Below are 21,327 nucleotides of genomic sequence, written 5' to 3'. Positions count from 1 at the left end.
TCCATGTCATCACCTCCGATACATTTGATCCTCGATGTATTCATTCAGCAGCTTCGTGGCACGTCCGGTCCAACCACATGCCGGACACCGTGCCTTACGATTCTGCGACCATCCCTTGTCCCTGAGCGCAATCTTCTCGCATGCTGGGCACACTGGATGTTGCACGTGTGAGTTAGCCCCACCGTGCCTACCGATCATCGGGTGAGATGCGGCATGTTGTTTAAACTGGTCTATGCCTACGCTACGTATAATCATATTGCCATCCCTCCTGTTGGTACGCTGTTACCTGGTTGCATTGGTGCTCCGCCTGGACCAAGTCCTTGAATCAGCGGATTGCCCATCTGTTGTCCTCCATCTGCCATTCCTGGCTGAGGTGGTGGCGGCTGAAGCGCTTGGATGTCGTCATCTGATATTGGCAAACCTGCATACTCGCGCAGTAGTTTGGCATACGTGGCGTTTGACAACACGCCTTTGGTGTGTGCCTCGTTGATCAGCGTGTATACGAATCCTTTGTTGCTTGGCAATCCAGCACCCACGGTGATAGACACGTCAAAGGCGGCCTTCTTGGTTTGCTTGTTATTTCCCGTTTCATCCATCAATGGCATGTAACGCGGTCCAGCTTCCGCAGGAAGTCCCATGTCTTCCAGGTGTCTCATGAAATTTGTCTGATACTGAGGTGTTGCAGGCATCATAACCGGAACCTCTTTGAGTTCAGACGGGCGGAAGAATTCGAAATCATCTTCTCGCTCCGTCACCCGGAAAGCTTGTTCCTCGTCCCAGTACTCCATGCACAATTCTAGAATGTACTCGAACATGTCACTCAGCGTCTCTTCCAGTAACATCTTCTTGTGTGTGACGCCCGCATTGGCTCCCTGTTGGATCGCAAGGGCTTCGGTAGCCGTGTCTACACCTTGTTGCTTAACGCCCGTCTGCTGGTCACCAAATCGCGTTACAAGCTGTCGTTCGGTGGTTAGAGACAAGTTTCTGCGCTCGATGATGTAGTTAGGCATGCCCGGTGGTTGGAAGAACCCCATAGCTTCTCCACCTGGAGTGTCTGTCGGTATGACCAATCCACCTTCGTTCGTTACCTTGTCTGGGTCTACACGGCTTGCTGTATTGACCCAACGCTGCGGGTTACCCGTCAGGCGTGCGTTGATTCGAATCTGGTCATCAATGTCGTTGACCAAGTCTTGTGTATCAATCAACATTTCGGCTGTACCCTTGGCCCATACAGTGCCTTCACGGTACATGTCTGGTGTGAAGAAGTATGGATAGCGATTGCCCGGAATGACGAAATAATCTTCATCTTCCTTCGTATCACGCAAAATGACGCCGCAACCGGACATCTCCACCAGTCGCATGCGCCATTCGTATTCCTTGCTATCCTCGTCTTCATCCTCTGACTTCACTTTCACCTTGTCCCTGAACCACACCAGCATGTGTAGGTAGTGGTCATGACTTACGGTGTCTGTGTCTCCCTCATCCTCACCAAAGATCATGCCTGTTTCCATCGGCTCGTACCCTGGGTCAATGGCACCTACACGGTTCTCATCGTACATTCCAGACTCACGAGCCCAACTGATGGACTTGTTCATGACCTCGATCATAAAGCGCCCCTCGTTGGTCTTGTATATATCTGTGATGTTCGGGTCAGGGAACACGTATGCAGGGTTGCAAGGCTCCACACATGGTAGGCCCATACCATCTAGTTTGTCAGGATCGAACAGCACCCGGAAGATACCCGTACCAAACTTCTGTCGTCTGCGCTCATGCACGTCTAGCTTGCGGCGCATCTTGTTCTGATCCTTCACGAACTCCAGCACGATCCGTGCCATGTCTGCAAACGGAACGTCACTTGGTCCTCGTCCCTTGGTCTGCACAGATATGTTCTGCTCGATCAGGTAGGCAACCTGTCCCTCAACGTTCGGGTTGATGATGTTCGTGTTACTGGCTGGGTCTGTGTCGCTCTCCGGCTCGTTAGCGTCGCCTTCCCAGTACAGATCAATGGTTTCCCACTTATCGAACAGTCCACGGTTGTCCTTGTCGTTCCAGGCACTGCGGTACCATCCCAACAACTTATCTGCCAGCTTACACTCCGCTTCATCCATCACATCGGTTCGGCGGTCTTCCTTGTCCGTGTTAAGTTTAAACGCTCCGTCTTTTAGTTCAGCCATCTACTCACCTCCCAACCTCGAATTCATCCTTGCGACTCACCTTCGGCTTAACCGGTGCATACAGCCCACTGTCACGCGTCTTGTACTTGTCATATTTCACCTGAGTCGTACGTAACGGGCTTCTCATGCTTGGTTTGTTCCGTTTGACCACAATCTCTTTATCCTCATGTTGCACTCGTTCAGGAGGACGTGGACGCTGCGCCAAGTAACACATCAGGTATCCGCACACCATGCCGACCAGTAGCACCCCTGCATACATCATTTCGCTTCCTCCTTCGCATAAGCAGCTACAAATCCGCATGTATCACAGCGGTAGTTGTATGTTCGAATCGGCTTAATTCCGTCAGCCTTGAAGAACCCGCTGTCGTTACGCGCACGTTTAATGGATGTGCTTTTGCACATTGGACATTTCTCCATATCATTTCACCTTCCGTATCCCGGTAGATTTGTATCCCATGTCTTCCAGCTCTGAACCGTAGTAGTGACCCTGCGGTTTCTCGCTCTTACCATGTACCGTCTTGAGTGCCCATCTGTTCAGCGCTTGGCTCATGGAGTCAACCATGTCGTCATTCGCACCTTTAGGGAACGAAGCACACTCTTCCACGAAGTCCTGCACCCATGGCTTATTGGCTGGCAGATACGCATTACCAGCTTCGATATCTGGCACAATGGTGGATACACGTGCAATCTTGCTGTCTCGTGGGCTGATCGGCACCAGACCGCCGATCTTCTTGTTCATCATCTGGATGATTGCTGGCCCATTCGCCTTGTCCTCGATCAGCTTCAAGCGCGCTTTGGGCCACTTGTTCGTCATATTACGAATGGCATCCATCGTTTGGTTGATGTCCATCCGGTCACGGATCTGATCAAGCAAGTACTTGTCTGCTCCCTTGCAGCCCCATACCTGACCAACCACGAAGTCACTTCCGTCTGAATCCTTGAATGTGCAGTCCCAAGATTGAATGATCTCATCGAACTGCATGTACTCGGGATCAGTTTCGTAGTACTGCCACCAGTGACGTTTAATCATCGCACCCTCAGCAGCTGTAGGCCTCTGCTGGTACAACGCATTGAATACATATGAGCCAACGTCGGACTTAATCTGTCTCAGACGCTGGACATCAAAACCAAACTCCGGCCATAGCGCCTCTCCAGGTTTACGACCCAAGTAATCATCCTCTTCAGCTACTGCTGGGAAGTTGATTACCGTCCAACGCTCGCCCTCATGTGTTCCTGCTTTAATCTCGTCGGCTTCCTTTTTCAACAACCGCCCCACCAAGTCGTCCTCATGCCATCGCGTCATAACCACGATAATGCGTCCATCTGGCGTTAACCGCGTGTACAGTGTTGATGTGTACCAACTCCATAAACTCTCACGTACAACCTCACTATTGGCTTCCTCAGCATTCTTCAACGGGTCATCAATGATCGCTATCCGTGCACCCTTACCTGTGATTGGACCACCCACACCAGCAGCATTTACTCCGCCACGGTAGCCTTCTATGCCCCATGACTCTGCGGATTGCCTGGCACCAGATATAGAAACGCCAAATAGACCCGATCGGTCCATGAACGTGTCTCGTGCAATCCTATTGTTGTCCCGGCTGAGTGATAATGCATATGACGCCAGTATGATCTCATCGTTTGGATTTCTCCCTATATGCCACACAGGGAACTTCTTGCTCACTCGCTCGGACTTCCCATGACGTGGTGGCATTGTTACGATCAGACGCTTGATCTTGCCCTCAGATACATCCATCAGTGCTCTGTCCAGTACGTCCAGATGCTTTCCGTCTGCGTCCCGTCCATCGCTGTCGAAGTCCATGAAGAAGCTGAAGTCATGCTTGGCTAGGATCTCAAACTGCCTACTGAGCGGTACTGGTTTGTCGCTTCCAGAGTTGTTTAAGAAGCTCGGCGCTTTCTGGGTCTGTCGTGATGGTTTGCTCGACAATGTACTCATGTTGATGGTTCACCTCACCTTGTACATCTGCCTGTACTCGATCAATTGGTTTGTATCCTGCACGGTCCAGCAAATCCCTTGCCGCAACCAGCCTATCCTTGTCCACCGCGTTCGGACTCTGCATGATCTCTAGCAGCACGTTATATGCCTTAACAGCGTCCTCAGCGAACATTAAACGCAAGTCCTTGTTAATACTTTGTTGAGTATTGTTAAGATATTGTTGAACTTCAACACTTTTTAGCAATCTACTCGCTTGGCTGTATGCTGACTTCTCACTATATCCAGCAGCAATAGCAGCAGCCGTTCCATTGCCGCCGTTCTTGATGTACTCAGTCACAAACAGCATGATCTGCGGTCTCAAGTCTGCCATGGTCTCATCTCCTCTCTATTCCAACTTGGTGCCACAGAACGGACAAAATGAGATGGTTTCGAAATACTCATTCTCAATATTCATGCTCCATTCATCTGACCCATCTTTATCAATATCATGCGCGATACCCTGAACAAATACTGCATCTTTCAACCCATTACATTGATGAGCATCCATGGGTATCACCTTCCTCTCTACTCCCCTGTTAGTCTTGGTTGATCAGTATGGTTGCTGGTCCTGTACACTTGATTCCTTCATTGTTTGTATCGTCCCATACTCTGAATGGCTCGTGCGGCTCAAAGTTGACTACTCTTACTCCTTCACGACGACTCAGTTCCTCTGATAGTTCCATTGTGCTGTATTGACTCAATTCCATATCGTTTACCTTCCCTCCCCTGATCAACTCTGCGTTCAATGCATTACATACCTTATATGCATCTTCTTGATCTCGAAGAGTGACAACGCATATTCCTTCTTCTCTCTTCTCAGCATCTGAAGGGCAAAGACGAATGTCATAAAAATCATCGTTAAACAAAAACACTTTATACAAGGCTGTTGTTGTTCTTTTATTATGTTCGGCCAATGTTTTCTCTTGTACAGGTACTACTTCTCCCCATTCATTCGATGTAACCTTCACTCCTGCTAGGGTCTGTGCACGTTTCAATGCGCCCAAAAATGGATTCCCAATCTCTTCATACACGCCTTCTATTGCAGATTTTTCTTCCAGAGACTTCATCCTATTTCTTACCTCGTTCGCTTCACGCATGATTTCTTCATGTTGTGTGCTACTTGTAGCTGCGCATGCTCTTTTGTTAAGTTCGTGTAGTTTATTGATTAGTCGGCATCGTTCACTCTCTCCAACCGCTAACCCGTTATACTCCGCTATCTCCTGTGGTGTACCCTCTAATGTTCCGTCTTTGTGTAGTTTCATATGTGTTATCCCTCCTCTTAATGACCCAACCCTATACGGCCCTCGCTTCGCTGGGTAATGCGGTCGTCTCGATGGCGGCTATGCCGCAAATGCAAAAGCGCCCGCAGGCGCATACTACTCTACAACTTCCCAATTCTCTGCAAACAGTTCAATCATTGTTTCTTTCCAAGGCACTCGCCCAAAGCGGCTTTCCACGTACAAATATGGAGCCGTCATCTTACTGTGTTCATCTGGATACTGTGCGCGAATCACAACATCCGGTTGCCATTGCGGTAATCTCATACCTTTACCTGTTTTAACCTGAGCAAACGCAGATCCAAAGTCCATTAATTAACCTCCTCGTTGTTATAAAACAAAAAGAGCAACGGCGCTTGACCGTCACTCTCTATCCGTAATGTTGCACTCAATCGTGCGGGGAGCGAGTCCCGTGCGTTACGGTCGCATTCAGTTTTGGCATGCAAGGAAGGAACGTTGTAAACGACGACTGCGCATACAGCTATCGGCGCTTATCATCCGTTCCCTATGTTACTAATTTATCACATTAACTGTGGGTTTTGTGTGATTCTTTTGCGGGAAAAATGCGGGTTTTATGCGGGTTCTTCGTACTTCCAGTCCCGGTCCCACATGTGATCAATGTTGCTGATAAGAGTGTATTCTACGTCCAACGGCTCCAATGCCTTGCAGAGCTTTTTGAGCGCTTCTGTATGCCATTTGGTTATTGTGCCACGGTCTCGGTTCAGATCAGAAGCAATCTCACTAAGCGAATTCTTATTCCGATCAAAGTACTTTCGCTTGATTACCAGGCACTCATTATCGCTCAAGACTTCGTTGATGGCTCCTGTAATGACATTTACGATCCGGGTATATCGTGCATTGTCCCATGCATTCGCTGGCAGCAATCTGTTATTCGTCATACTCCTTGGCATCAACGGTCCACCGCCAGATGGGTTGGCACAACTTACCGCGTACTTGTACGAGTTATAATCCGTCAGCAGCTCTATCACCTTGTTCTTGTCCATGTTCTCCCTCCTCATACTCTTGGATAAATTCATGATGCCGGTATACCCTCCATCCCTTTTCAGGTGAATGTACGATCCAACTGCCTTCCAGCACCTTGAAGTAATTCTTCTCTACAACGACGCTAAGGTACGGCTGTTGCACTTTCTGCACTACTCGGCCCTTTTGTACCAGACCGCCTGTAAACTGCTGTATCTGCTCTATTAAAGCCGGAGAGTAATCCGTTAAACGGATCGCCCTCACGGTTTCTGCTTTGCGGTGGTATATCATGTACCCTTGTTCTCTATCAAGTCCTGCACGACTAATTGATTCGCCATATGTGTGTACTCCAGAAATGTTTTCTTTTGTTTAGTTAATTCATTGAACAGAAACGCCTCTGCTTGGATCATGGATGTGAAAAGCTCGGTTGCGTCAGTAGTGCTTAGATCGTACGTGAAGCACTCGTCTTCTGGTTCAAACAGTTTTGTCATGTGGTCATGAATCACAGCAATCATTGCCTCGTTCATTACGCCACCTCCGATTGCGGCAACTCCAGTGCACTCACGCGTCTTTTGAGTTCCTCAAATTCTGCTCGCGTAACTGTTCCCTCTGTTTCCTCAGCACTACTTCCTGCCAACTGCTCTTCAGCCAGTCCGTTGGTTGTGATTTCCGCCGTGTCTTCTTCGGGATAGCCCCAGGGAGGCGTTAGTTCGCCGCTTTCTTCCACGTCGTTAGTCCGTGCCAGATCCTCATCAACACGTTCGGGTTCTTCGAAGCTGATTCGAAATTGCGGCGCCTCTTCGGCGCTCACCTCCCGGTACTTCCCTTTTTCGAGGTAGTTGAAGGTGATCACTTTGTCAGTTGCGGCCAGTTTAGCCGTGTATGTGGAACGCTTGTCATTTGCCCACTCGACATCATAGATTGCTGGCTTGGCTTCTTCCTCGCGTTTCTTCTGTTCTTTCCAAGCTGCCATGGCGTCACCAACGTCGATAACCTTGGTCGCTTGTACCGCACCCACTGCAATTTGTTGGCGCAGATCGTCGATATGACTTTCTTTCTGTCTCACCTCAGCCTTAACTTCTTCCAGTTGCGCAACAGCTGCATCACGTTTGCTTTCCGCATCCAGCAATTCAGACCGGACATCACGCAGTTCTGTTACCAACTTGGCGTTTGCTTCACCTGCTTCATCCGCTTTCGCCTGTGCCACATCTTTCGCGGCTGTTTCTGCTGCAAGTCGTTCCTGCAAATCTTTGATCTGAACCATCCAGTGCTCGTCCCGCTGCAGCAAGGTGTTCTGTACCACGATGCGAACCACTTGATAAGACGATTCTGCTGACTCCGGTGTGTCGTTTTTAAACATGTCACGCATGGTCACGCCGTCCAGATCCATATTGTCCATGATGTAGGCGACCTCTTGTTGAGATTCTTCCACGTTTTGTTGCTCCAGGTATGCGATTTCTTCCTCGATATCTACGATCTTACCCGCATCTGCCATTGCACCACGTTGTCTTTCGCTGTTCAACTCATACCGTAATTGTCCAATACGTTCTTGCTTTTCCACCTACATACACCCCGTTTTCCGATAGTAATAATGATATATCTTATTATAGCACATTTTGTGGTTATTAAGTACTTTTTTCGCCGTTTTACACAATATTTTGTGGTTTATCTGCAACATGTCACATTTGACTTTTTCGTTCATGCAATTTCGGATCTCGCTTCCGGTTTGCTCACTTTCCAACCATCCAATTTAAACCACCCTGTTGGCTCATAGAGACGTTTTTGTGTTGATCCTAGTATTTGTCTGTCCAACCCTAGTAAACGCCCTCTACACGCCCCAGATTCGTCCAGAAGCACCCATCCGTCTCCCACGTGTACGTACCGTCCAATCATGCTGCCACGACCTCCCTAAGTTTGATGACGATTCTTGGCTTGTCCGAATAATGTTTTTGCGTCACCAGCGAAACGACTTGGTTGTCATCGTTCCATGCAATCTTGTTTAGAGCATCGAAAACACCTTTTACGCAATTGTCTATGTCGGGCTTTACTACAGGCATCGTCTCGCCGACTCTAGCAGCCTCCTGGCGCTTTTTGCTCCAACTCGCAGGAATTGGGTAGTAAAAGTGTATCTCGGCTTGTACAGGCCGTCTGAGCGGTTCTGAGCAATACTTCCTTGCGTGTATGCCGATGAACTTCTTGTAGCTGAGATAGCGTTGAGCCGTTGCACTTGTCCATTTCCCGTTCTGTGTCATGCGGACCGCACCCATTGGAGCGATGTCCACGGTAAATTCAATCAAGCTGCACCACCTCCTCTCCGTTTTACAATCAGCTCATGGTTAACCCGTGTCTTGGGTACGCCGACTTCCTTAGCGATGTCTGACCTCAGCCAGCCATAATCGTAGAGCTCGATAATCATGTCTGACTGTTCTGGCGAAAGTGGGATATCCAAACTCGCCATTAATTTATCTGCCTCTGGCTCCTTCCTCGTCTTCACATAACCTTTGTATTGCTCTCCCTGTTGCCTGCCCATCGGTTTCTTCGTCTGCTTCTGCTCCTTGATCTGTCCGCCGGATGCCCAATGTTTCTTCTTCATGCCGCTTCCTCCTCAGTGTCGTCTGCAAAGGCCTCTTGGCCCCTGCGCATAAATTCATCCCAGTCCATATCCATCAGGTCGTAGTCGTCGATTGGTTGTTTCACCCTGTCCCTCTCCCTTATGCTGATTGGTTGTGCTGCTCTGGCCTGCGGTCTCTGCCGATCATCTCGATCTCCCGTTCACCGATCCGGCCCTTAATCCGACTGACCAGCTTCGCTCCGTTGATCTGCAGCCGGGAGGGTATCCGGTTTAACTCGTAGTTGCTTGTCATAATGGTTACCTTGCCTTCGCGCTCCCGGCCATTCAGGATGCTGAACAGTTTGTCATCTGCCCAATCCTTGTACTGTGCCGAAAAGATATCGTCGATCATCAGAATCGGAACCTTGCGGAATCTCTCCAGCACCTCTGACTCCGTTTCGTCTGTTTTTTTGTTGTACGTCTCCTTGATAGCGGAGAACATGTCTTCCTCCGTCACGTAGATGCCTGGTATCTTTCGATGTGCCAGCGCATTGGCGATACACACCATCAGATACGTCTTGCCCGTTCCGAATGCTGATACATTCTTTTCCTTTGCCCGGTGATCGTCACCGAAGATGTACATCCAGCTCCCCTTCTCCATGTGGTCCTTGATGTTTCGTACAAAGTCCATCGCCAGCTTGAGTTGCGTTTCATTTTCTTTGTCGATCACAGCCGTTTTGAAGGTGTACTCTTTTTCATCTGGAGCAAGTCCATCTGTAGGGTTGTAATTCTTGAACTGTCGCTCGTAATAGCAGTCACACAGCTCTACCGTTGTCGTCTGTCGTTTCATGGGCTTACCATCTGCCCGTTTATATCCTTCCTCCTCCACCCAGCGCAGATTGGTTATCGTTCCAGTGTGGTGGCACTTGGGACATCCCTCATTCGAAGTTCCGGAGCTGCTGTTCGAAGTCGTCCGGAACAATGACTCTCCGACTCCCTGGAGTTCCGATGTATTCTGTTGGCTTCTGAGATGCTCGATCCGAGCCAGTAGTCCTTTCATTGATCCGCCCACGTCCACCTTGACCGCCTCCTTGTATGACTTTTAGCTTCCGTTCCTCTTCTTGGACCCGATTAACAACCCAGTTTAAAATGGCTCGGTAATCACTGGCGTATTTTTTCTTGTTGGCGCCTTTGTAGTTGTCCAGTATTTCAATCATCCGTTTAACCTGTTGTTCACCATGACCATCAATCAGCTTGTCGTATTCTGCTTGAGTCATTGAAACGAATTCAGCAAATTGAATTTTTGGGATACTCTCTTTCTTTTTTTCATTCTTATCATTGTTGTCATTATTAACATTCTTGTTTATATTGTTGGGTCGTCGTTGCTTTCGCGTAGGCTTCGCACCAGTTTCGTCATTGCTTTCGTCGTTGCTTTCGTCATATTCAGAATCCTGATAAACCGCGTAGTTAACGACTTCAATCAACATCCCATGCGTTGCTTTCGTAGTCGTGATCATCGTTGCTTTCGCGTTGCTTTCGTGACCCCTTTCATTGGGTTTTCGTAGCCAGTCAATAACTTGATACACCTGGTCCTTTGTAGGCCTTACTGTCCTTGCCCCGACGCGCCATTTGCAGCCCTCAATTATGTCCGGTAAGGATAGGCTCATCTGCCCACGCTGCAACCCTTTGTATTGAGAGTGCTGCGCAGATATGAGCAGAAACATCCATACCTTGAGGTAAAGGGGCGGCTTGTCCCAAATAGCGCTCTCGATGATCTTTCTGTGTAGCCGTATCCAACCGTCCATAATCGCACCACCTAAGCTCCTTTTTGTATATCCAAGTAATCCTCGATCTCCGCTATCTTGATCCGTGCCCACCTGATCAACTCTTCGTTAAACTCCATCGCGCCATAGTCATCAAACGTCTTCGCGTGCTCAAAATTTATTGCCGCCTGTTCCATCGTCGCTTCCCACAACGCTAATTCGAGTATCTTCAGATCGTTGTTAGATGCCATCCTTTGTATCCTCCTTGGGTATAGACTCCCTACCCTCTACCATTCCAAGTGCGCTGTACGCTTCGTGTAAGCTTCCTCCGATGTCTTCGCCGGCTTTACCTTCTTCGTCTAATGGCCTAACCTCGTAAGGTGGCATTCCACCACTGTATCCGTCCAGAAGGTTCAGTATGCTAAATGCAACACCATCGCACTTTTCATAATCCGTTTGCCATGGCTGCTGCGACCAATATTCCACAATGCCTTTCACATGCTCCACGAATTCTTGTATCTCTCTCATGCTTCTTCCTCCCCGGGCTTATTGATGGGCGACCAGTGCGTTACCCACGGTATTAAAGCATTGTTGATTCTCCAGCCATACTTACCGGTGCCAGGAATGCTTGCATGCTGCGCAATCAATGTATTTCGTCCATTAGTGACGATGTGGTCTACATGACTTGGGATACTCCGGTCTGTTGGTTCGTATTTACGCCAAGGTATCATTCTGTATCCGCTCCTTCCCCACCCATATGCGGTTGTACGCGGTTTTTAGGCAAGCTGAGTACCATGAATGCCCCGAAGTCAGTTAACGCATCCTCGCCCTTTATAGCGTCCTCGGGAATCCATATTTCACACTTAATGCGGTGGTATCCCTTGTGCTTTCCGCTCCTTGATGGTGCGTGTACACTGGCATTACCAGCTAATGGAGCAATCACCGTTAACCGATCCTCTTTGTTCATTCCATCCGCTGCAGCACTGATAAATTCTTTTGATGCATTGAACACTACTTGTTTACTCATGCTTATCCGCTCCTTCCTCAACCCTCTCAAACCAAAATACTGGTGTTGCAACAATTGTCTCCTGAACCAATCCGTACCGTTTTGCCACAATGTATTGGTTATGGTAGCTGTTTAAACTGTTTACGAACCCAGCTATTTTTTCCCGAAACTGTTCAATGGTCAACGGCCCTTTTTGGAGATTGCAGGAGGCGCAGGCAGGAACCTTGTTTTCCTCTGTATCCAAGTGTGGATTCATGCACGTACCGTCCCACCAATTACGCTGGATAGCCTCGACATGATCCGCGTGCCATCCCTTTTCCCCGAGCTGACAACCGCAGTAAAAGCACCGTCCACCTGTTTTGTCGTAAATGGCTTTACGTTTCTTATTCATGTTCCGCTCCTTCCTTGGGAGCCAACAGCTGCTCAGATGCCATTTTTAGTGCTACCAAGTATGATCTGAGACGTGGCTGAATCTGTTTTCCGATGCTATAAATCCATTCCCAGTAGTAGGGATCAATGTCATGTAACCATTCTGCATCATTGATTACATCTGACCATTCATCCATCCTATCAATAGATCTAGCAGATTCGAATAACTCCCTCATTTCATCGTGATCATAATTGACACCATTCGTTTTCAGATCGTTCAGCCATTCTCGTAGGCTACCTACTGCAATATCAGAATCGAAATAGTATTTGTCTTCATGGTAGGCTCTCAGCTTCTCGATAAAGTATTCATTTCCATAGTCATTGAAAGTGTGTACGTCCGCCGTCTCTGTGAAGCAGAACAATGCTTCTCCCAAATCGCCTGTTACATACATATTTCTACCGTCAAACACGAATCTCACGTAGTATGCTATAGATTCAGGACGCCGCCAGATCAACTCTTTAATCACACCATGGTCGGTATAGGTTGCTTGGTGATTATGGAACCAACGTTCACGGATTTCTGTTTCATCAATCATCTTGTATATCCTCCTATCCCTGATGGGCTCTAAGTTTTTGTTTGATATCTCCAACCGCTTGTAGAACCTGTTTAATTTCCTCTTGCAGCTCTTTTGGTACATCCGTATTCTCAAGAACGGTCAGACTCCAGGAAAGCTTATGTGAAGCATCTCCTAAATGAGACAAGGATTGATACACGTAATCGTCCAACTTTCCGAGTTGTTTGAATCCTTCGTATCCTGGTTGATGTGCTGCATATGTTCCGAATTGTTTTTTCATGGTTTGTATATCCTCCTATTTGGGGAGACCAGAAACCCTTATCCGGCCTCGCTTCGCTTAGTATTTCGGTCGATATCGATGGCCTCCGGCCTTATGCATCCGTACTGCGCATCAACCGTAGCCTACCTGTTCGCCATCAATAAACCGCTGCAAATCACTGAAAAAGTGTTCCGATGAATTAAACTCGTTATTCCCGATCCTTACAGCAATAGCGTCTGCAAACTCATTATCCATAGTGTCGATTCCTTGGGCATTCATCCAATCATATAGCGCCGCCAAAAGCTGATGTTCTCTCTCCTTCGCCTTCATGTATTGCTCAAAGGTGTTGATAATTCCCTTAGTAACTTTCATCCGTCTATCCCTCCTATGTTATAAGTCCAGTACAGCCAATAACGCGGCTTTGCATATTGCTTCAGGTGCCGTCTCTGCTTGTTCACACCAGTTCGTTCCGTTGTAGTCCAACGCACAATCCCACTTCTCATAGAATCCAACGTTTACTTCCATGCCGAAATAAATCATTTTGTTTAAGACTTCCCATGCTGCCGAAATATCTGTGCTGTATCTCTTTGGATATGTCGCTAGCGCTCCGATCCTTACCCAGCCGCTACGTTGGTTGCTTGGTTCGAAGCCCATTACGTTAATGGCAACCAACAAATCAAGGTGATCGCCAGGCTTTGCCATCAACACTTGCTCCCTGGTCAACGCTGTTTGTGTCATCTATATATCCTCCCTAACCCACTCGTATTTTTGCATTTCAAGTACATGCCACACATATCCGTCTATCTGAACGGTTCCTTTGAAATCGGGGAAGTATTCTCTCCCATCAATGTGCCAACCTGTACCAACCACCATGTATCGTAGAAAATCCGTTTTATCAGGATGAAATGTATCCTCAAGCTTCATCACCCACATAACCATCTGCCCGTCCTGCACGCCGCAGGAGACGATTTTACTGCCGGTCGGGACTGTTATGTGCTGAATCTGATCGGATGGCTGTATCGGGTATTTATGAATGACTGGCATGTCATATCCTCCTTAGTAGGGAGAGGCCCAAAGGACCTCATTCCTCGTTATCCCAATTAATTTGGTGCGGTTTGTATCCGGCGTTGGTGAGAGTGACCTCTATCGTGCGTTGGTTCCCCTCTCCTTCCTGACCCCAAAATGTTTCAAGCACAAGCAACACGCTTTCTATTTCCTCCAAAGTTGAGTTGCATGGATACTCACTTTTGAGCTGTTGAATCTTTCTCAATAAAGAAAAGTCTATTGTCCAGCCGTATTTACCACCCGGCTGCCGTGGGAATTTGATCTTACGTGCCTCTTCAAGCTCCTTGGAGAGTAATCCACGATTATGATTCAAGTCGGCAATAGTCGCATCTTTCAAGGCAAGCTCCTTGCGGAGCCGCTCGTTTTCCTCATATGCTTCCTCCAGATCATCCATCAGTGACACTGGGTACGGACATCTTGCCGCTGCCAGTCTCCGTTTAACATCCAAGATAGTTTTCATGACTGTTCTTCCTCCCCGCTCAGATTCGTAGGATACACATCAACAAAGTTCATGGCATCTTCCCAAATAGCTTCATGAATGATTGCCTCACGTTCTTCTGCTGTCTTGCCCTCTAATTCCGACAAATCTATATCAACGGTTCCTTGTCTACGAGCACCGGGGAAGCCAATTGACATTTCCCACTCAACATATAAAACTCCATTTTCCTGATTACTCATCGGCAATCCCTCCCTAATCTTGAATCCACTCATACTCCATATAAAATTGCTGGGATAGCATCTTCTCCAACTCGCCCCAGCCGTCCATATGCTGGTAGTACACATTCCCATCCCGTCACTCAGCGATGGCAAACACCTCGTCTCCGTCCTCAACATGACGATAGAATCGGGCCAGACGTCTCTTGATCGGTATGCCTGCCATCTAATTAAAAACAGGAACCATGTAACCGTTGATGTGATCGAAAGTTGCTTCAATGTCACTCATTTTAATTGCTTGTTTGCCCCATGCATCAACCCTAAGCAATTCACCTTTATCATCAATTAGCCAGATATAAGTTTCCATGTCAGCATGTACGGCATATGTTTTATTTTTAAAGGTAACCACTTGGTCAATTTCAAATTCCATGTATATCCCTCCTTGGTTAGAGGCCGGAGCCTCATGATCGTAAAGCAGACTCCATTTCCTCAATCAAATCGACTGCTTCCTGCGGCCAATTTACCAAAACTCCCTTGTGCCAGAAGTTTGCATATCCTTCGTTAAACGCTAGCGCAAGGATGCAAAATGTTTCACCATCGCCGTATTTAGAGATAATGTCTTGTGAAACTCCCAACTCGTTTAGTTTCGCCACTGTATCAGGTGTTTGGTTCACCAAGATGTAAGCATCGTCTCCGCCGTTCTTTTCTTCAACTTCCAAACTGTTCAACACGTTCAAAATCGCTTGTTTATCCATGTGTGTTATCTCTCCTTTGGTGGGCCTAGCCCAGATATGTTCTCAAATATTTGGAATTGGGTAACTCGCAACTAATTTTTTCAGTGTGTCTTGCAGGTCTGGATTTGATTTTATTTCTATCGCAAAATCACTAGGTATCCTGTTTGCAGATAGGATCAGATCATGTCTATTAACGTCTAATGCTAGTGCCAATTTAACAATCACATTCTCAGACGGCACATATTCTCCGTTTTCGATCTTGCTGATCATGGTAAAATCTACAGATACTAACTTAGCCAACTGTCGTTGTGACATGGATTTTTCCGTTCTTCTGCGCAAAACAATCTCTTCCAATTCCATTTGTGTCTCCGCTCCTTTGTGTGGCGGGAAGGGAGGGTATTCCCTTCCTCTGTTAAAAAAGTGTTAATTGCATCTCATTGATTCGCCGTTGTCCGCCTGCAGCATATTCCGGGTCCTTCTCGATTACGATGTACTTCCGTCCGGTCCGCGCTGCAGCTACCGCTGTTGTGCAGCTACCACCGCAGTTATCAAGCACCATCTCGCCCTCAGCCGTATAAGTCCGAATCAGGTATTCGCACAGCTCCACGGGCTTCTGGTTTGGGTGAATACGTTCTGGGTCGTCATTGTTAACCACCGGGTAATACAGCACGCTACGTGGGTACCGTTCGGTTGATCCTGCTTCGTTTGACCAGGGCACACCGCCGCCATAGACAGGCGATTTGTGGTTGTTGGTCGCCGCGTTCATCGGCTTGTGACCCTGTGACATCTGTGGATAGTAGACGGGAGGGCGTTTGTAGAAAACTAATATGTTCTCATGAGCCTGCAAGGGCATCAGCGATCTATTTAAATGTCCGGTTGCCTTGTTCTTCTCCCAGATCCATTCGTACCTGAACAGTTTCATGTTGCTTGCTGCCAGTGCCTTATCAAACGGCGCTTTGGCGAACAGGACGATTGCTCCGTTGTCTTTGATCATCCGTTCGTATTCGGGCCACAGTCTATCAAACGGGAGAACAGAGTCCCATGGGCTTTGTGTGGTCCCGTATGGTAAATCACAGAGGATCATGTCTATGCTGCCGTCAGGTATATCCGGGAAGACATCGAAGCAGTCCGCGTTGATGATCTGGTTGATCATGTGTGTCTTGTCTCCCTTCCTCTGTTATCCCCAGTGGGTGTATCCTCCCTTAGATGGTTTAAAATTACTGAATCCAAACTTTTTCGCCGTAGGAATTGCCTGTTTTTTTTATCACCGGCTCAGACGTATACTCCCAATCGTTGTGGCTAACGATAGTGATCGTGATAACCAAAGCTTCTGGATTCTGTTCCTGCAATTTAGCAATTAATTCTTTTACTCTCATGTTCTATCTCTCCCTTAGATGGTTTATTGGTGGGTTAATCTACAATCTCAATCCTTACGCCTTGGCTGAGGTAAACCGCTGTTTCAATGTCCGTTCCCTCGATCACAAAGCAAACGGCGTCACCTTTCACGTTGAAAACTTTTCCTTTACGAAACAGCCGTCCGGAGGGTGTATACACTTCAATGTTGGCTCCCATGTAAGCATTGTTATCCACGTTCTATTCCTCCCTGTGGGGTATGCGTTGTATTGGTGACTTCTCAGGCATGCCAAGCTTCATGCAGTGAACATGGTCCTGTAGGATGGGCATCCACGTTTTCTTGCTACTGTGTACCAGCCGATGCATATCCGCGCTCAGTAGGATGCAGTTGTCCGTCTCATACTTGCCGCCTTGCGATCCGTACACGATGCGATGCAACTCAAGTCCGGGTCCCGGCACGCCACTCAGGACGCACCAGTTTCCTCCCTCACGCTCGATTACCGCCTGCCGTACCTTTTCTTTGGTCATGTACTCTGGGTCCGTGTTGCGCTCTCTCTTGGCTTTAGGCTGCTCTTTCCGGTTGTGGTGAGACAGGATGTTGAGTCTCCACGGCTGTACGGTCTTCTTCTTTTTCGCTAACATAAGTCACCTCGGTAAATGGGCCTTCGCCCGGATCTGGTATGTGGCTGCCGTCGTCGTAGAATAGGGTGTCGTGGTATCTCATGCGGCTTTATGCTTGTCCAGGTGCTGTGCCAGCTTGGTCACGTCTGCTGCCTGAACCTCCGCGAATTTGGTAATCGTGTAGCCAAGGAATGTGTTGATTGCATCGAATCCAGGCCAACCGGTTGCTTTGTGCTTGGCATACAGCATTCTGGTCTGGCCTTCACTGGCAAGCGTCCCACCGCCTGTATTCGTATTAGATTTCGTATTATTGTTGTTAGATGTATTTATGGTATTGTTGTTGGCTTTACTTGCTGGTGCGGACCCCTCTTTTTGTTTGGCGTCAGGATCATCTTCATCTGTCGGCAATCCCAGACATTTCAGAAGGAAGTAGCGCTCACTGTATGTCAGTCCGGAACCGTACGCCTTGGATATCTCATCTTGTTGCCCGTAGTAAGCCCATGAGATAGTCTCTCTTTCGTCTGGCTTATCTCCATTGATCCAGGTGTATGTCATTTCGCCTTTCACGACGAAGTCCAACACGTCCTTGCCCTTAGCCGTTTTGTACTCGTGTGTGTGGTGCTCTCCGACTTTGGTTGAAGGAATCAGCAGCAGATTGAGTTCATTCATCTTGTCCTTGATCTTGGATAGAACTTGGTTGCCGGACACATACGAGTAACCATAGCTTGACTTGTCTTTAGAAAATCCTTCTGCAACCTTCCGTACCTGGACAATCTTCTGGTAAAGGTTAAGCGTCTGTTGTTCGCTCATCGACCTCAACCTCCAGTTCATAGTTCACTCTCATCTTCCGTGTGCGGAAGTTATGCGGATCATCTGGACCATATCGTCCGGTGAGCCAGACTTCTAAGTCATCTTCACGGTTGAAGCGGACTGCCTTCATATAATCCTCAACCGGTTGCGCATACAGATCTGCGAAGTGGCCGTCTTTATGCTGTGGGATGTATCTGTATTGTGTGGGCATTCCATTCTTCCTTTCGTTGTGGTATATTGGTTGTAATTCAATTTGCAAATCGTCTTTCTAAGGCTGCCGATGCTACGGCGGCCTTTTCTCGTCTAAGGGCAATGGCACTGTTCATCTGGTACACCCGTTTCAACGTCTCAGTCAGCGTCCCTCTCTGGCTTGCGATCTGCTCCAGCTGTTCGAAGTGTTTTCGGTCTGTTGGCGGAACTTTCATCCTTCCTCACCTCCACTAAGTTGATTGGTCTTCCCCACCCGAAGTATTCAATGACATCCTCGGTTCGTTTGAACAATATCACTTCTTGCTTCTTGTAATGCTTCAATATGTCATCCACGCTTTTAAAAGTTTCTTCATTACTCACGCTGTCTTCAGTTCCTCCTTGATTTCCTGCTTCAATCCCTCTATCTCCGCATCGTATTCTGATTGCGTCCAGATCTTCACAGGTACATGCTGGTTGTTGTACAGGTCACGGATCAGGTCGTTGTAGTCGAAGGCCTGACGTTCCAACACTCTGCCACCTTGCGTGGACACGATATAGGTCGTCATTGGATCTACGTTGCTTCGAAGTCCCTCAGCTGGCATCGTCATACCCTCCTCCTCCGATCGGGCGTACCATGCCGCCTTCCTTACAATCGATGGCTTCCAACATGTGTTTCTGACAGTGAGGTTGGTCAAATACCATGTAGTCTGCTTCCCCACCACAGCACCCGCATGTTGGACCAATTGGTGCTGGTTTCGGCTTGGGATCTTTGAATGTGACCACGTTGCCGCGTGTCATGTTGTTATCAACTGCAAGTTTTAAGTTACGCATTCTTTTTCAGCTCCTTCTCACGTTCTTCTTGGATCTCTTTCCAGTACTTCCGGTTCAGCAGGATAGCCATCTCATGCACCTTCCGCCACGCTTTGTCTGACATGCCAGGATTGTATCCGTTCATACTGTCGCCACCTTCCGATATTTTGTGTACAATATATAGGGCTTGTCTTTACATACATATCTGCATGTTGTGTTTACTTAGACTTACATCCACAGCTGATCCTTGTACCACTGAATGAACCTGATCCAGCCAAAATATCTAACAGTAATTCTTCATCCAGTTGGAATTCATTCCCGCATTGGAAGCAGCGGGTGTAAATTTCGTCACCGTAAATTTCAATTTCATGTTGCTTGCCGTTTAATTCCTTTTTGATGTAGATCATTGGTCAAAACTCCTTTATTGAAGGTATTTGTTGTAGATCATTTCAGAGACTGACAAATCCAACCCAAAATTCTCTTTTGTAGTAATCAGTGTCACGGTGTCTTCTAAAATGCGCTGTCTTTCAACAAGCATTTGTGGAGTCATTTGTTCTTTTTTAATCATTTTGGGATGTCCAAATTTACTGGACACTGCTTTGTTCGCGATCGTATTTGCCTTAATGAAGTCCGGGCGTCCTGCGTTCTCTTTGTTCCGGTTCAATAAACTCATTGCTTCTTTCTGATGTTCCTTGTCCAACATTCGAAAGATTTGAAATCCTTCAAAACCGGATGCTTTACGTAGATTGCGAATCAATTCTTTCACCCAGCGCTTGAAGTCTTTAGCTTCTGGTCGTTCACTGTTAAATGCAGCTTCGTAGACTCCAAACTCGGATATAAGCAAAACTTTTCTGGTAAATTTACCCATACGCACTTTATGCGTACCATGTTCTTCACTATCCAAAGAGCGTGTCATGTCCGATGCCATTCGATATCCAAGGGCTTCCGCAACATCTTTTGCTACCGCCCACCATTCATCAGGACTAATCTCTACAAAGCGGATGCCGAATCCGTTCCAGTTCTCAATTTTAATTGTCATGACTATCTCTCCTTTTTAAGCTGTTTTTTTAGGGTTAAGCGTAACGCTTAGTTGTTGAGCAAAAAAAATGGATGGATCCTCTTTCATAGCTTCTGCGATAAGCAGCATGTCGTCAAGGTAAATTCTGCGTCTACCTTTTGCAATATCTGCATACCAAGGAATGGTTTTACCGCAATGATCAGAAATTTCTTTCATTGTCATTCGTTTTTGTTTACGAAGACTTTCGATGTTCCTTACAACCGGGTTCATGTGATCACCTCCCGTTGATTAAGCGTTTCGCTTACCTGATGAACCAAATATACACTAAGCGTTTCGCTTAGTCAATACTTTATTTAGCTTATCGCTTAATTTGTTATGCGGAGCGCTTAATGTTGTTATATTTATAGATGAAAAGGAGGATGTAAATTGAGTGACTTGGGATCGAAATTGAAGAAAGCAAGAGAAAACAAGAGACTCACGCAGCAGCAGGTCGCCGATAAGTTAGGTGTATCGAATGGTGCTATATCCGGTTATGAAAGAGGATACAGAGATCCCGACACAGATACTCTTAAAAATCTTGCTAATTTATATGAAGTTTCATTAGATTGGTTGAATGGCAGGGATGAAAAAGAGGGCGAGTACACCCTCCCAGAAGAGGTTGTTTCTAAAGTTATAAGAGAAGCTGAAGCTCATTACGGGGTTAGTCTTCGCGACGATCCAGTTGTTGAGGATGCTGTTCGTGATTTGATAAATAATCTTGCAAGGATGAAGAAAGCTTCTCAGCCAAAAGATTAATTAGATTATTCTCATCATCAGACACATTCGTTCTCTCTATAATGAGTCTTGCTGATTTCAACAACTGCTCGTCCATACGATACAACCCCTTTAGTGTTTTATGACATCGTGTGTTTGTTGTTTTAATAATACCATAGACGCATAGTATTAGAACGTATGTTCTGTTTTTTAGGTAAAAAAAAGCGAATAAGGTGGCAGTGCGATGGAACCTATCCCCGTCCGCTGTCGTATTCCCGAACATCTTGAGAGGATTGGAAAGAAACAGCAATGGCTTGCAGACAAGGTAGGAATGAGTAAGTCGCGTATGTCGGAAATTGTGAACCT

At 47.2% G+C, this 21,327-nt stretch carries 47 protein-coding genes; 1 reads left to right on the top strand and 46 read right to left on the bottom strand.

Going from position 1 to position 21,327, the window contains the following annotated elements:
* Positions 1 to 9: 9 nt before the first annotated feature.
* From MHI55_RS07800 to MHI55_RS07575, 46 genes are all read right to left on the bottom strand, one after another.
* Complete coding sequence (locus tag MHI55_RS07800) at positions 10 to 255, bottom strand: hypothetical protein (protein ID WP_076249647.1); 246 nt, start codon at positions 253 to 255, stop codon at positions 10 to 12.
* A complete protein-coding gene (locus MHI55_RS07795) occupies positions 252 to 2,174 on the bottom strand; it encodes a hypothetical protein (protein WP_340389563.1) in 1,923 nt (640 codons plus the stop codon). Before MHI55_RS07795 ends, MHI55_RS07800 begins: the two co-directional genes overlap by 4 nt.
* A 4-nt stretch (positions 2,175 to 2,178) precedes the next feature.
* Positions 2,179 to 2,436 carry a hypothetical protein gene (locus tag MHI55_RS07790; protein WP_340389561.1) on the bottom strand — a complete coding sequence of 86 codons (258 nt, stop codon included), beginning with the start codon at positions 2,434 to 2,436 and terminating at the stop codon, positions 2,179 to 2,181.
* Positions 2,433 to 2,576: a hypothetical protein gene (locus MHI55_RS07785; RefSeq protein WP_339188358.1), complete on the bottom strand. Its 144-nt coding sequence runs from the start codon at positions 2,574 to 2,576 to the stop codon at positions 2,433 to 2,435. Before MHI55_RS07785 ends, MHI55_RS07790 begins: the two co-directional genes overlap by 4 nt.
* Positions 2,577 to 2,592: 16 nt before the next feature.
* Complete coding sequence (gene terL / locus MHI55_RS07780) at positions 2,593 to 4,134, bottom strand: phage terminase large subunit (RefSeq protein WP_340389558.1); 1,542 nt, start codon at positions 4,132 to 4,134, stop codon at positions 2,593 to 2,595.
* Complete coding sequence (locus MHI55_RS07775) at positions 4,040 to 4,504, bottom strand: terminase small subunit (RefSeq protein ID WP_340389556.1); 465 nt, start codon at positions 4,502 to 4,504, stop codon at positions 4,040 to 4,042. The genes terL and MHI55_RS07775 overlap by 95 nt, the downstream gene beginning before the upstream one ends.
* 15 nt (positions 4,505 to 4,519) lie before the next feature.
* Positions 4,520 to 4,681, bottom strand: a complete 162-nt coding sequence (locus MHI55_RS07770) for a hypothetical protein (RefSeq protein ID WP_339306528.1) — start codon at positions 4,679 to 4,681, stop codon at positions 4,520 to 4,522.
* A gap of 28 nt (positions 4,682 to 4,709) precedes the next feature.
* Positions 4,710 to 5,435, bottom strand: a complete 726-nt coding sequence (locus tag MHI55_RS07765; RefSeq protein WP_340389554.1) for a BC1881 family protein — start codon at positions 5,433 to 5,435, stop codon at positions 4,710 to 4,712.
* Positions 5,436 to 5,549: 114 nt separating this feature from the next.
* Positions 5,550 to 5,762: a hypothetical protein gene (locus tag MHI55_RS07760; RefSeq protein ID WP_339188366.1), complete on the bottom strand. Its 213-nt coding sequence runs from the start codon at positions 5,760 to 5,762 to the stop codon at positions 5,550 to 5,552.
* Positions 5,763 to 6,022: 260 nt separating this feature from the next.
* Entirely contained in the window at positions 6,023 to 6,454 is a 432-nt protein-coding gene (locus tag MHI55_RS07755) for a hypothetical protein (protein WP_340389552.1), read from the bottom strand.
* The gene (locus MHI55_RS07750; RefSeq protein WP_340389550.1) at positions 6,414 to 6,722 is read right to left on the bottom strand and encodes a hypothetical protein; all 309 of its coding nucleotides are present in this window, start codon (positions 6,720 to 6,722) and stop codon (positions 6,414 to 6,416) included. Before MHI55_RS07750 ends, MHI55_RS07755 begins: the two co-directional genes overlap by 41 nt.
* The gene (locus tag MHI55_RS07745; protein WP_340389548.1) at positions 6,719 to 6,958 is read right to left on the bottom strand and encodes a hypothetical protein; all 240 of its coding nucleotides are present in this window, start codon (positions 6,956 to 6,958) and stop codon (positions 6,719 to 6,721) included. The genes MHI55_RS07750 and MHI55_RS07745 overlap by 4 nt, the downstream gene beginning before the upstream one ends.
* A complete protein-coding gene (locus MHI55_RS07740; RefSeq protein ID WP_340389546.1) occupies positions 6,958 to 7,992 on the bottom strand; it encodes a hypothetical protein in 1,035 nt (344 codons plus the stop codon). Before MHI55_RS07740 ends, MHI55_RS07745 begins: the two co-directional genes overlap by 1 nt.
* 137 nt (positions 7,993 to 8,129) lie before the next feature.
* Positions 8,130 to 8,324 (bottom strand): hypothetical protein, encoded by a 195-nt coding sequence (locus MHI55_RS07735; RefSeq protein WP_340389544.1) that lies wholly within the window; start codon positions 8,322 to 8,324, stop codon positions 8,130 to 8,132.
* Entirely contained in the window at positions 8,321 to 8,728 is a 408-nt protein-coding gene (locus MHI55_RS07730; RefSeq protein ID WP_340389541.1) for a RusA family crossover junction endodeoxyribonuclease, read from the bottom strand. The genes MHI55_RS07735 and MHI55_RS07730 overlap by 4 nt, the downstream gene beginning before the upstream one ends.
* Entirely contained in the window at positions 8,725 to 9,024 is a 300-nt protein-coding gene (locus MHI55_RS07725; RefSeq protein WP_340389539.1) for a hypothetical protein, read from the bottom strand. Before MHI55_RS07725 ends, MHI55_RS07730 begins: the two co-directional genes overlap by 4 nt.
* A 118-nt stretch (positions 9,025 to 9,142) precedes the next feature.
* Positions 9,143 to 9,832 carry a DnaA/Hda family protein gene (locus tag MHI55_RS07720; protein WP_340389537.1) on the bottom strand — a complete coding sequence of 230 codons (690 nt, stop codon included), beginning with the start codon at positions 9,830 to 9,832 and terminating at the stop codon, positions 9,143 to 9,145.
* A gap of 88 nt (positions 9,833 to 9,920) precedes the next feature.
* Positions 9,921 to 10,787, bottom strand: coding sequence for a hypothetical protein (locus MHI55_RS07715; protein WP_076249662.1), 867 nt, complete (start codon positions 10,785 to 10,787; stop codon positions 9,921 to 9,923).
* 11 nt (positions 10,788 to 10,798) lie between these two features.
* The gene (locus MHI55_RS07710) at positions 10,799 to 10,996 is read right to left on the bottom strand and encodes a hypothetical protein (RefSeq protein ID WP_340389535.1); all 198 of its coding nucleotides are present in this window, start codon (positions 10,994 to 10,996) and stop codon (positions 10,799 to 10,801) included.
* Positions 10,986 to 11,273, bottom strand: a complete 288-nt coding sequence (locus MHI55_RS07705; protein WP_340389533.1) for a hypothetical protein — start codon at positions 11,271 to 11,273, stop codon at positions 10,986 to 10,988. The genes MHI55_RS07710 and MHI55_RS07705 overlap by 11 nt, the downstream gene beginning before the upstream one ends.
* Positions 11,270 to 11,476 carry a hypothetical protein gene (locus tag MHI55_RS07700; RefSeq protein ID WP_340389531.1) on the bottom strand — a complete coding sequence of 69 codons (207 nt, stop codon included), beginning with the start codon at positions 11,474 to 11,476 and terminating at the stop codon, positions 11,270 to 11,272. Before MHI55_RS07700 ends, MHI55_RS07705 begins: the two co-directional genes overlap by 4 nt.
* A complete protein-coding gene (locus MHI55_RS07695; RefSeq protein WP_340389529.1) occupies positions 11,473 to 11,772 on the bottom strand; it encodes a hypothetical protein in 300 nt (99 codons plus the stop codon). Before MHI55_RS07695 ends, MHI55_RS07700 begins: the two co-directional genes overlap by 4 nt.
* Entirely contained in the window at positions 11,765 to 12,142 is a 378-nt protein-coding gene (locus MHI55_RS07690) for an HNH endonuclease signature motif containing protein (protein ID WP_340389528.1), read from the bottom strand. The genes MHI55_RS07695 and MHI55_RS07690 overlap by 8 nt, the downstream gene beginning before the upstream one ends.
* A complete protein-coding gene (locus MHI55_RS07685; protein ID WP_340389526.1) occupies positions 12,135 to 12,716 on the bottom strand; it encodes a hypothetical protein in 582 nt (193 codons plus the stop codon). The genes MHI55_RS07690 and MHI55_RS07685 overlap by 8 nt, the downstream gene beginning before the upstream one ends.
* A 13-nt stretch (positions 12,717 to 12,729) precedes the next feature.
* Positions 12,730 to 12,975 (bottom strand): hypothetical protein, encoded by a 246-nt coding sequence (locus tag MHI55_RS07680; RefSeq protein ID WP_340389524.1) that lies wholly within the window; start codon positions 12,973 to 12,975, stop codon positions 12,730 to 12,732.
* Between the two features lie 111 nt (positions 12,976 to 13,086).
* Entirely contained in the window at positions 13,087 to 13,326 is a 240-nt protein-coding gene (locus tag MHI55_RS07675) for a hypothetical protein (protein ID WP_340389522.1), read from the bottom strand.
* A gap of 18 nt (positions 13,327 to 13,344) precedes the next feature.
* Positions 13,345 to 13,692 (bottom strand): hypothetical protein, encoded by a 348-nt coding sequence (locus MHI55_RS07670; RefSeq protein ID WP_340389520.1) that lies wholly within the window; start codon positions 13,690 to 13,692, stop codon positions 13,345 to 13,347.
* The gene (locus tag MHI55_RS07665) at positions 13,693 to 13,998 is read right to left on the bottom strand and encodes a hypothetical protein (protein ID WP_340389518.1); all 306 of its coding nucleotides are present in this window, start codon (positions 13,996 to 13,998) and stop codon (positions 13,693 to 13,695) included.
* Between the two features lie 37 nt (positions 13,999 to 14,035).
* Positions 14,036 to 14,479, bottom strand: a complete 444-nt coding sequence (locus MHI55_RS07660; protein WP_340389516.1) for a hypothetical protein — start codon at positions 14,477 to 14,479, stop codon at positions 14,036 to 14,038.
* Positions 14,476 to 14,697: a hypothetical protein gene (locus MHI55_RS07655; protein ID WP_340389514.1), complete on the bottom strand. Its 222-nt coding sequence runs from the start codon at positions 14,695 to 14,697 to the stop codon at positions 14,476 to 14,478. The genes MHI55_RS07660 and MHI55_RS07655 overlap by 4 nt, the downstream gene beginning before the upstream one ends.
* A gap of 202 nt (positions 14,698 to 14,899) precedes the next feature.
* Complete coding sequence (locus MHI55_RS07650; protein ID WP_340389512.1) at positions 14,900 to 15,103, bottom strand: hypothetical protein; 204 nt, start codon at positions 15,101 to 15,103, stop codon at positions 14,900 to 14,902.
* 31 nt (positions 15,104 to 15,134) lie between these two features.
* Positions 15,135 to 15,428, bottom strand: coding sequence for a hypothetical protein (locus tag MHI55_RS07645; protein ID WP_340389510.1), 294 nt, complete (start codon positions 15,426 to 15,428; stop codon positions 15,135 to 15,137).
* A 42-nt stretch (positions 15,429 to 15,470) separates the two neighbouring features.
* Positions 15,471 to 15,767, bottom strand: a complete 297-nt coding sequence (locus MHI55_RS07640; protein WP_339197800.1) for a helix-turn-helix transcriptional regulator — start codon at positions 15,765 to 15,767, stop codon at positions 15,471 to 15,473.
* A gap of 52 nt (positions 15,768 to 15,819) precedes the next feature.
* A complete protein-coding gene (locus tag MHI55_RS07635) occupies positions 15,820 to 16,491 on the bottom strand; it encodes a site-specific DNA-methyltransferase (RefSeq protein WP_340389508.1) in 672 nt (223 codons plus the stop codon).
* A 133-nt stretch (positions 16,492 to 16,624) separates the two neighbouring features.
* Positions 16,625 to 16,783 (bottom strand): hypothetical protein, encoded by a 159-nt coding sequence (locus tag MHI55_RS07630; protein ID WP_339188432.1) that lies wholly within the window; start codon positions 16,781 to 16,783, stop codon positions 16,625 to 16,627.
* Between the two features lie 34 nt (positions 16,784 to 16,817).
* Positions 16,818 to 16,997 (bottom strand): hypothetical protein, encoded by a 180-nt coding sequence (locus MHI55_RS07625; protein WP_076249681.1) that lies wholly within the window; start codon positions 16,995 to 16,997, stop codon positions 16,818 to 16,820.
* A gap of 3 nt (positions 16,998 to 17,000) precedes the next feature.
* Positions 17,001 to 17,402, bottom strand: coding sequence for an HNH endonuclease signature motif containing protein (locus MHI55_RS07620; RefSeq protein WP_076249682.1), 402 nt, complete (start codon positions 17,400 to 17,402; stop codon positions 17,001 to 17,003).
* A gap of 78 nt (positions 17,403 to 17,480) precedes the next feature.
* Positions 17,481 to 18,191 (bottom strand): ERF family protein, encoded by a 711-nt coding sequence (locus MHI55_RS07615; protein ID WP_340389506.1) that lies wholly within the window; start codon positions 18,189 to 18,191, stop codon positions 17,481 to 17,483.
* Complete coding sequence (locus tag MHI55_RS07610; protein WP_340389504.1) at positions 18,169 to 18,402, bottom strand: hypothetical protein; 234 nt, start codon at positions 18,400 to 18,402, stop codon at positions 18,169 to 18,171. Before MHI55_RS07610 ends, MHI55_RS07615 begins: the two co-directional genes overlap by 23 nt.
* 37 nt (positions 18,403 to 18,439) lie before the next feature.
* Positions 18,440 to 18,616, bottom strand: a complete 177-nt coding sequence (locus MHI55_RS07605) for a hypothetical protein (protein WP_339197778.1) — start codon at positions 18,614 to 18,616, stop codon at positions 18,440 to 18,442.
* Positions 18,617 to 18,757: 141 nt separating this feature from the next.
* Positions 18,758 to 18,982 carry a hypothetical protein gene (locus tag MHI55_RS07600; protein WP_340389502.1) on the bottom strand — a complete coding sequence of 75 codons (225 nt, stop codon included), beginning with the start codon at positions 18,980 to 18,982 and terminating at the stop codon, positions 18,758 to 18,760.
* Complete coding sequence (locus tag MHI55_RS07595; RefSeq protein WP_340389500.1) at positions 18,972 to 19,211, bottom strand: hypothetical protein; 240 nt, start codon at positions 19,209 to 19,211, stop codon at positions 18,972 to 18,974. Before MHI55_RS07595 ends, MHI55_RS07600 begins: the two co-directional genes overlap by 11 nt.
* A complete protein-coding gene (locus tag MHI55_RS07590; protein WP_340389498.1) occupies positions 19,204 to 19,335 on the bottom strand; it encodes a hypothetical protein in 132 nt (43 codons plus the stop codon). Before MHI55_RS07590 ends, MHI55_RS07595 begins: the two co-directional genes overlap by 8 nt.
* A gap of 73 nt (positions 19,336 to 19,408) precedes the next feature.
* Positions 19,409 to 19,597: a hypothetical protein gene (locus MHI55_RS07585; protein WP_340389496.1), complete on the bottom strand. Its 189-nt coding sequence runs from the start codon at positions 19,595 to 19,597 to the stop codon at positions 19,409 to 19,411.
* Positions 19,598 to 19,611: 14 nt separating this feature from the next.
* The gene (locus MHI55_RS07580) at positions 19,612 to 20,229 is read right to left on the bottom strand and encodes a BRO family protein (protein ID WP_340389494.1); all 618 of its coding nucleotides are present in this window, start codon (positions 20,227 to 20,229) and stop codon (positions 19,612 to 19,614) included.
* Positions 20,230 to 20,244: 15 nt separating this feature from the next.
* Positions 20,245 to 20,478 (bottom strand): helix-turn-helix transcriptional regulator, encoded by a 234-nt coding sequence (locus tag MHI55_RS07575; protein ID WP_340389492.1) that lies wholly within the window; start codon positions 20,476 to 20,478, stop codon positions 20,245 to 20,247.
* A 156-nt stretch (positions 20,479 to 20,634) separates the two neighbouring features.
* Between MHI55_RS07575 and MHI55_RS07570 the strand changes: the two genes are divergently transcribed.
* Complete coding sequence (locus MHI55_RS07570; RefSeq protein ID WP_340389490.1) at positions 20,635 to 21,003, top strand: helix-turn-helix transcriptional regulator; 369 nt, start codon at positions 20,635 to 20,637, stop codon at positions 21,001 to 21,003.
* The last annotated feature ends 324 nt before the right edge of the window (positions 21,004 to 21,327 follow it).

Source organism: Paenibacillus sp. FSL E2-0151 (assembly GCF_037993015.1).
Classification (GTDB): Bacteria; Bacillota; Bacilli; order Paenibacillales; family Paenibacillaceae; genus Paenibacillus; species Paenibacillus amylolyticus.
Note: the sequence above shows the minus strand (reverse complement) of the source record. Positions and strands in the feature narration are given on the sequence as shown.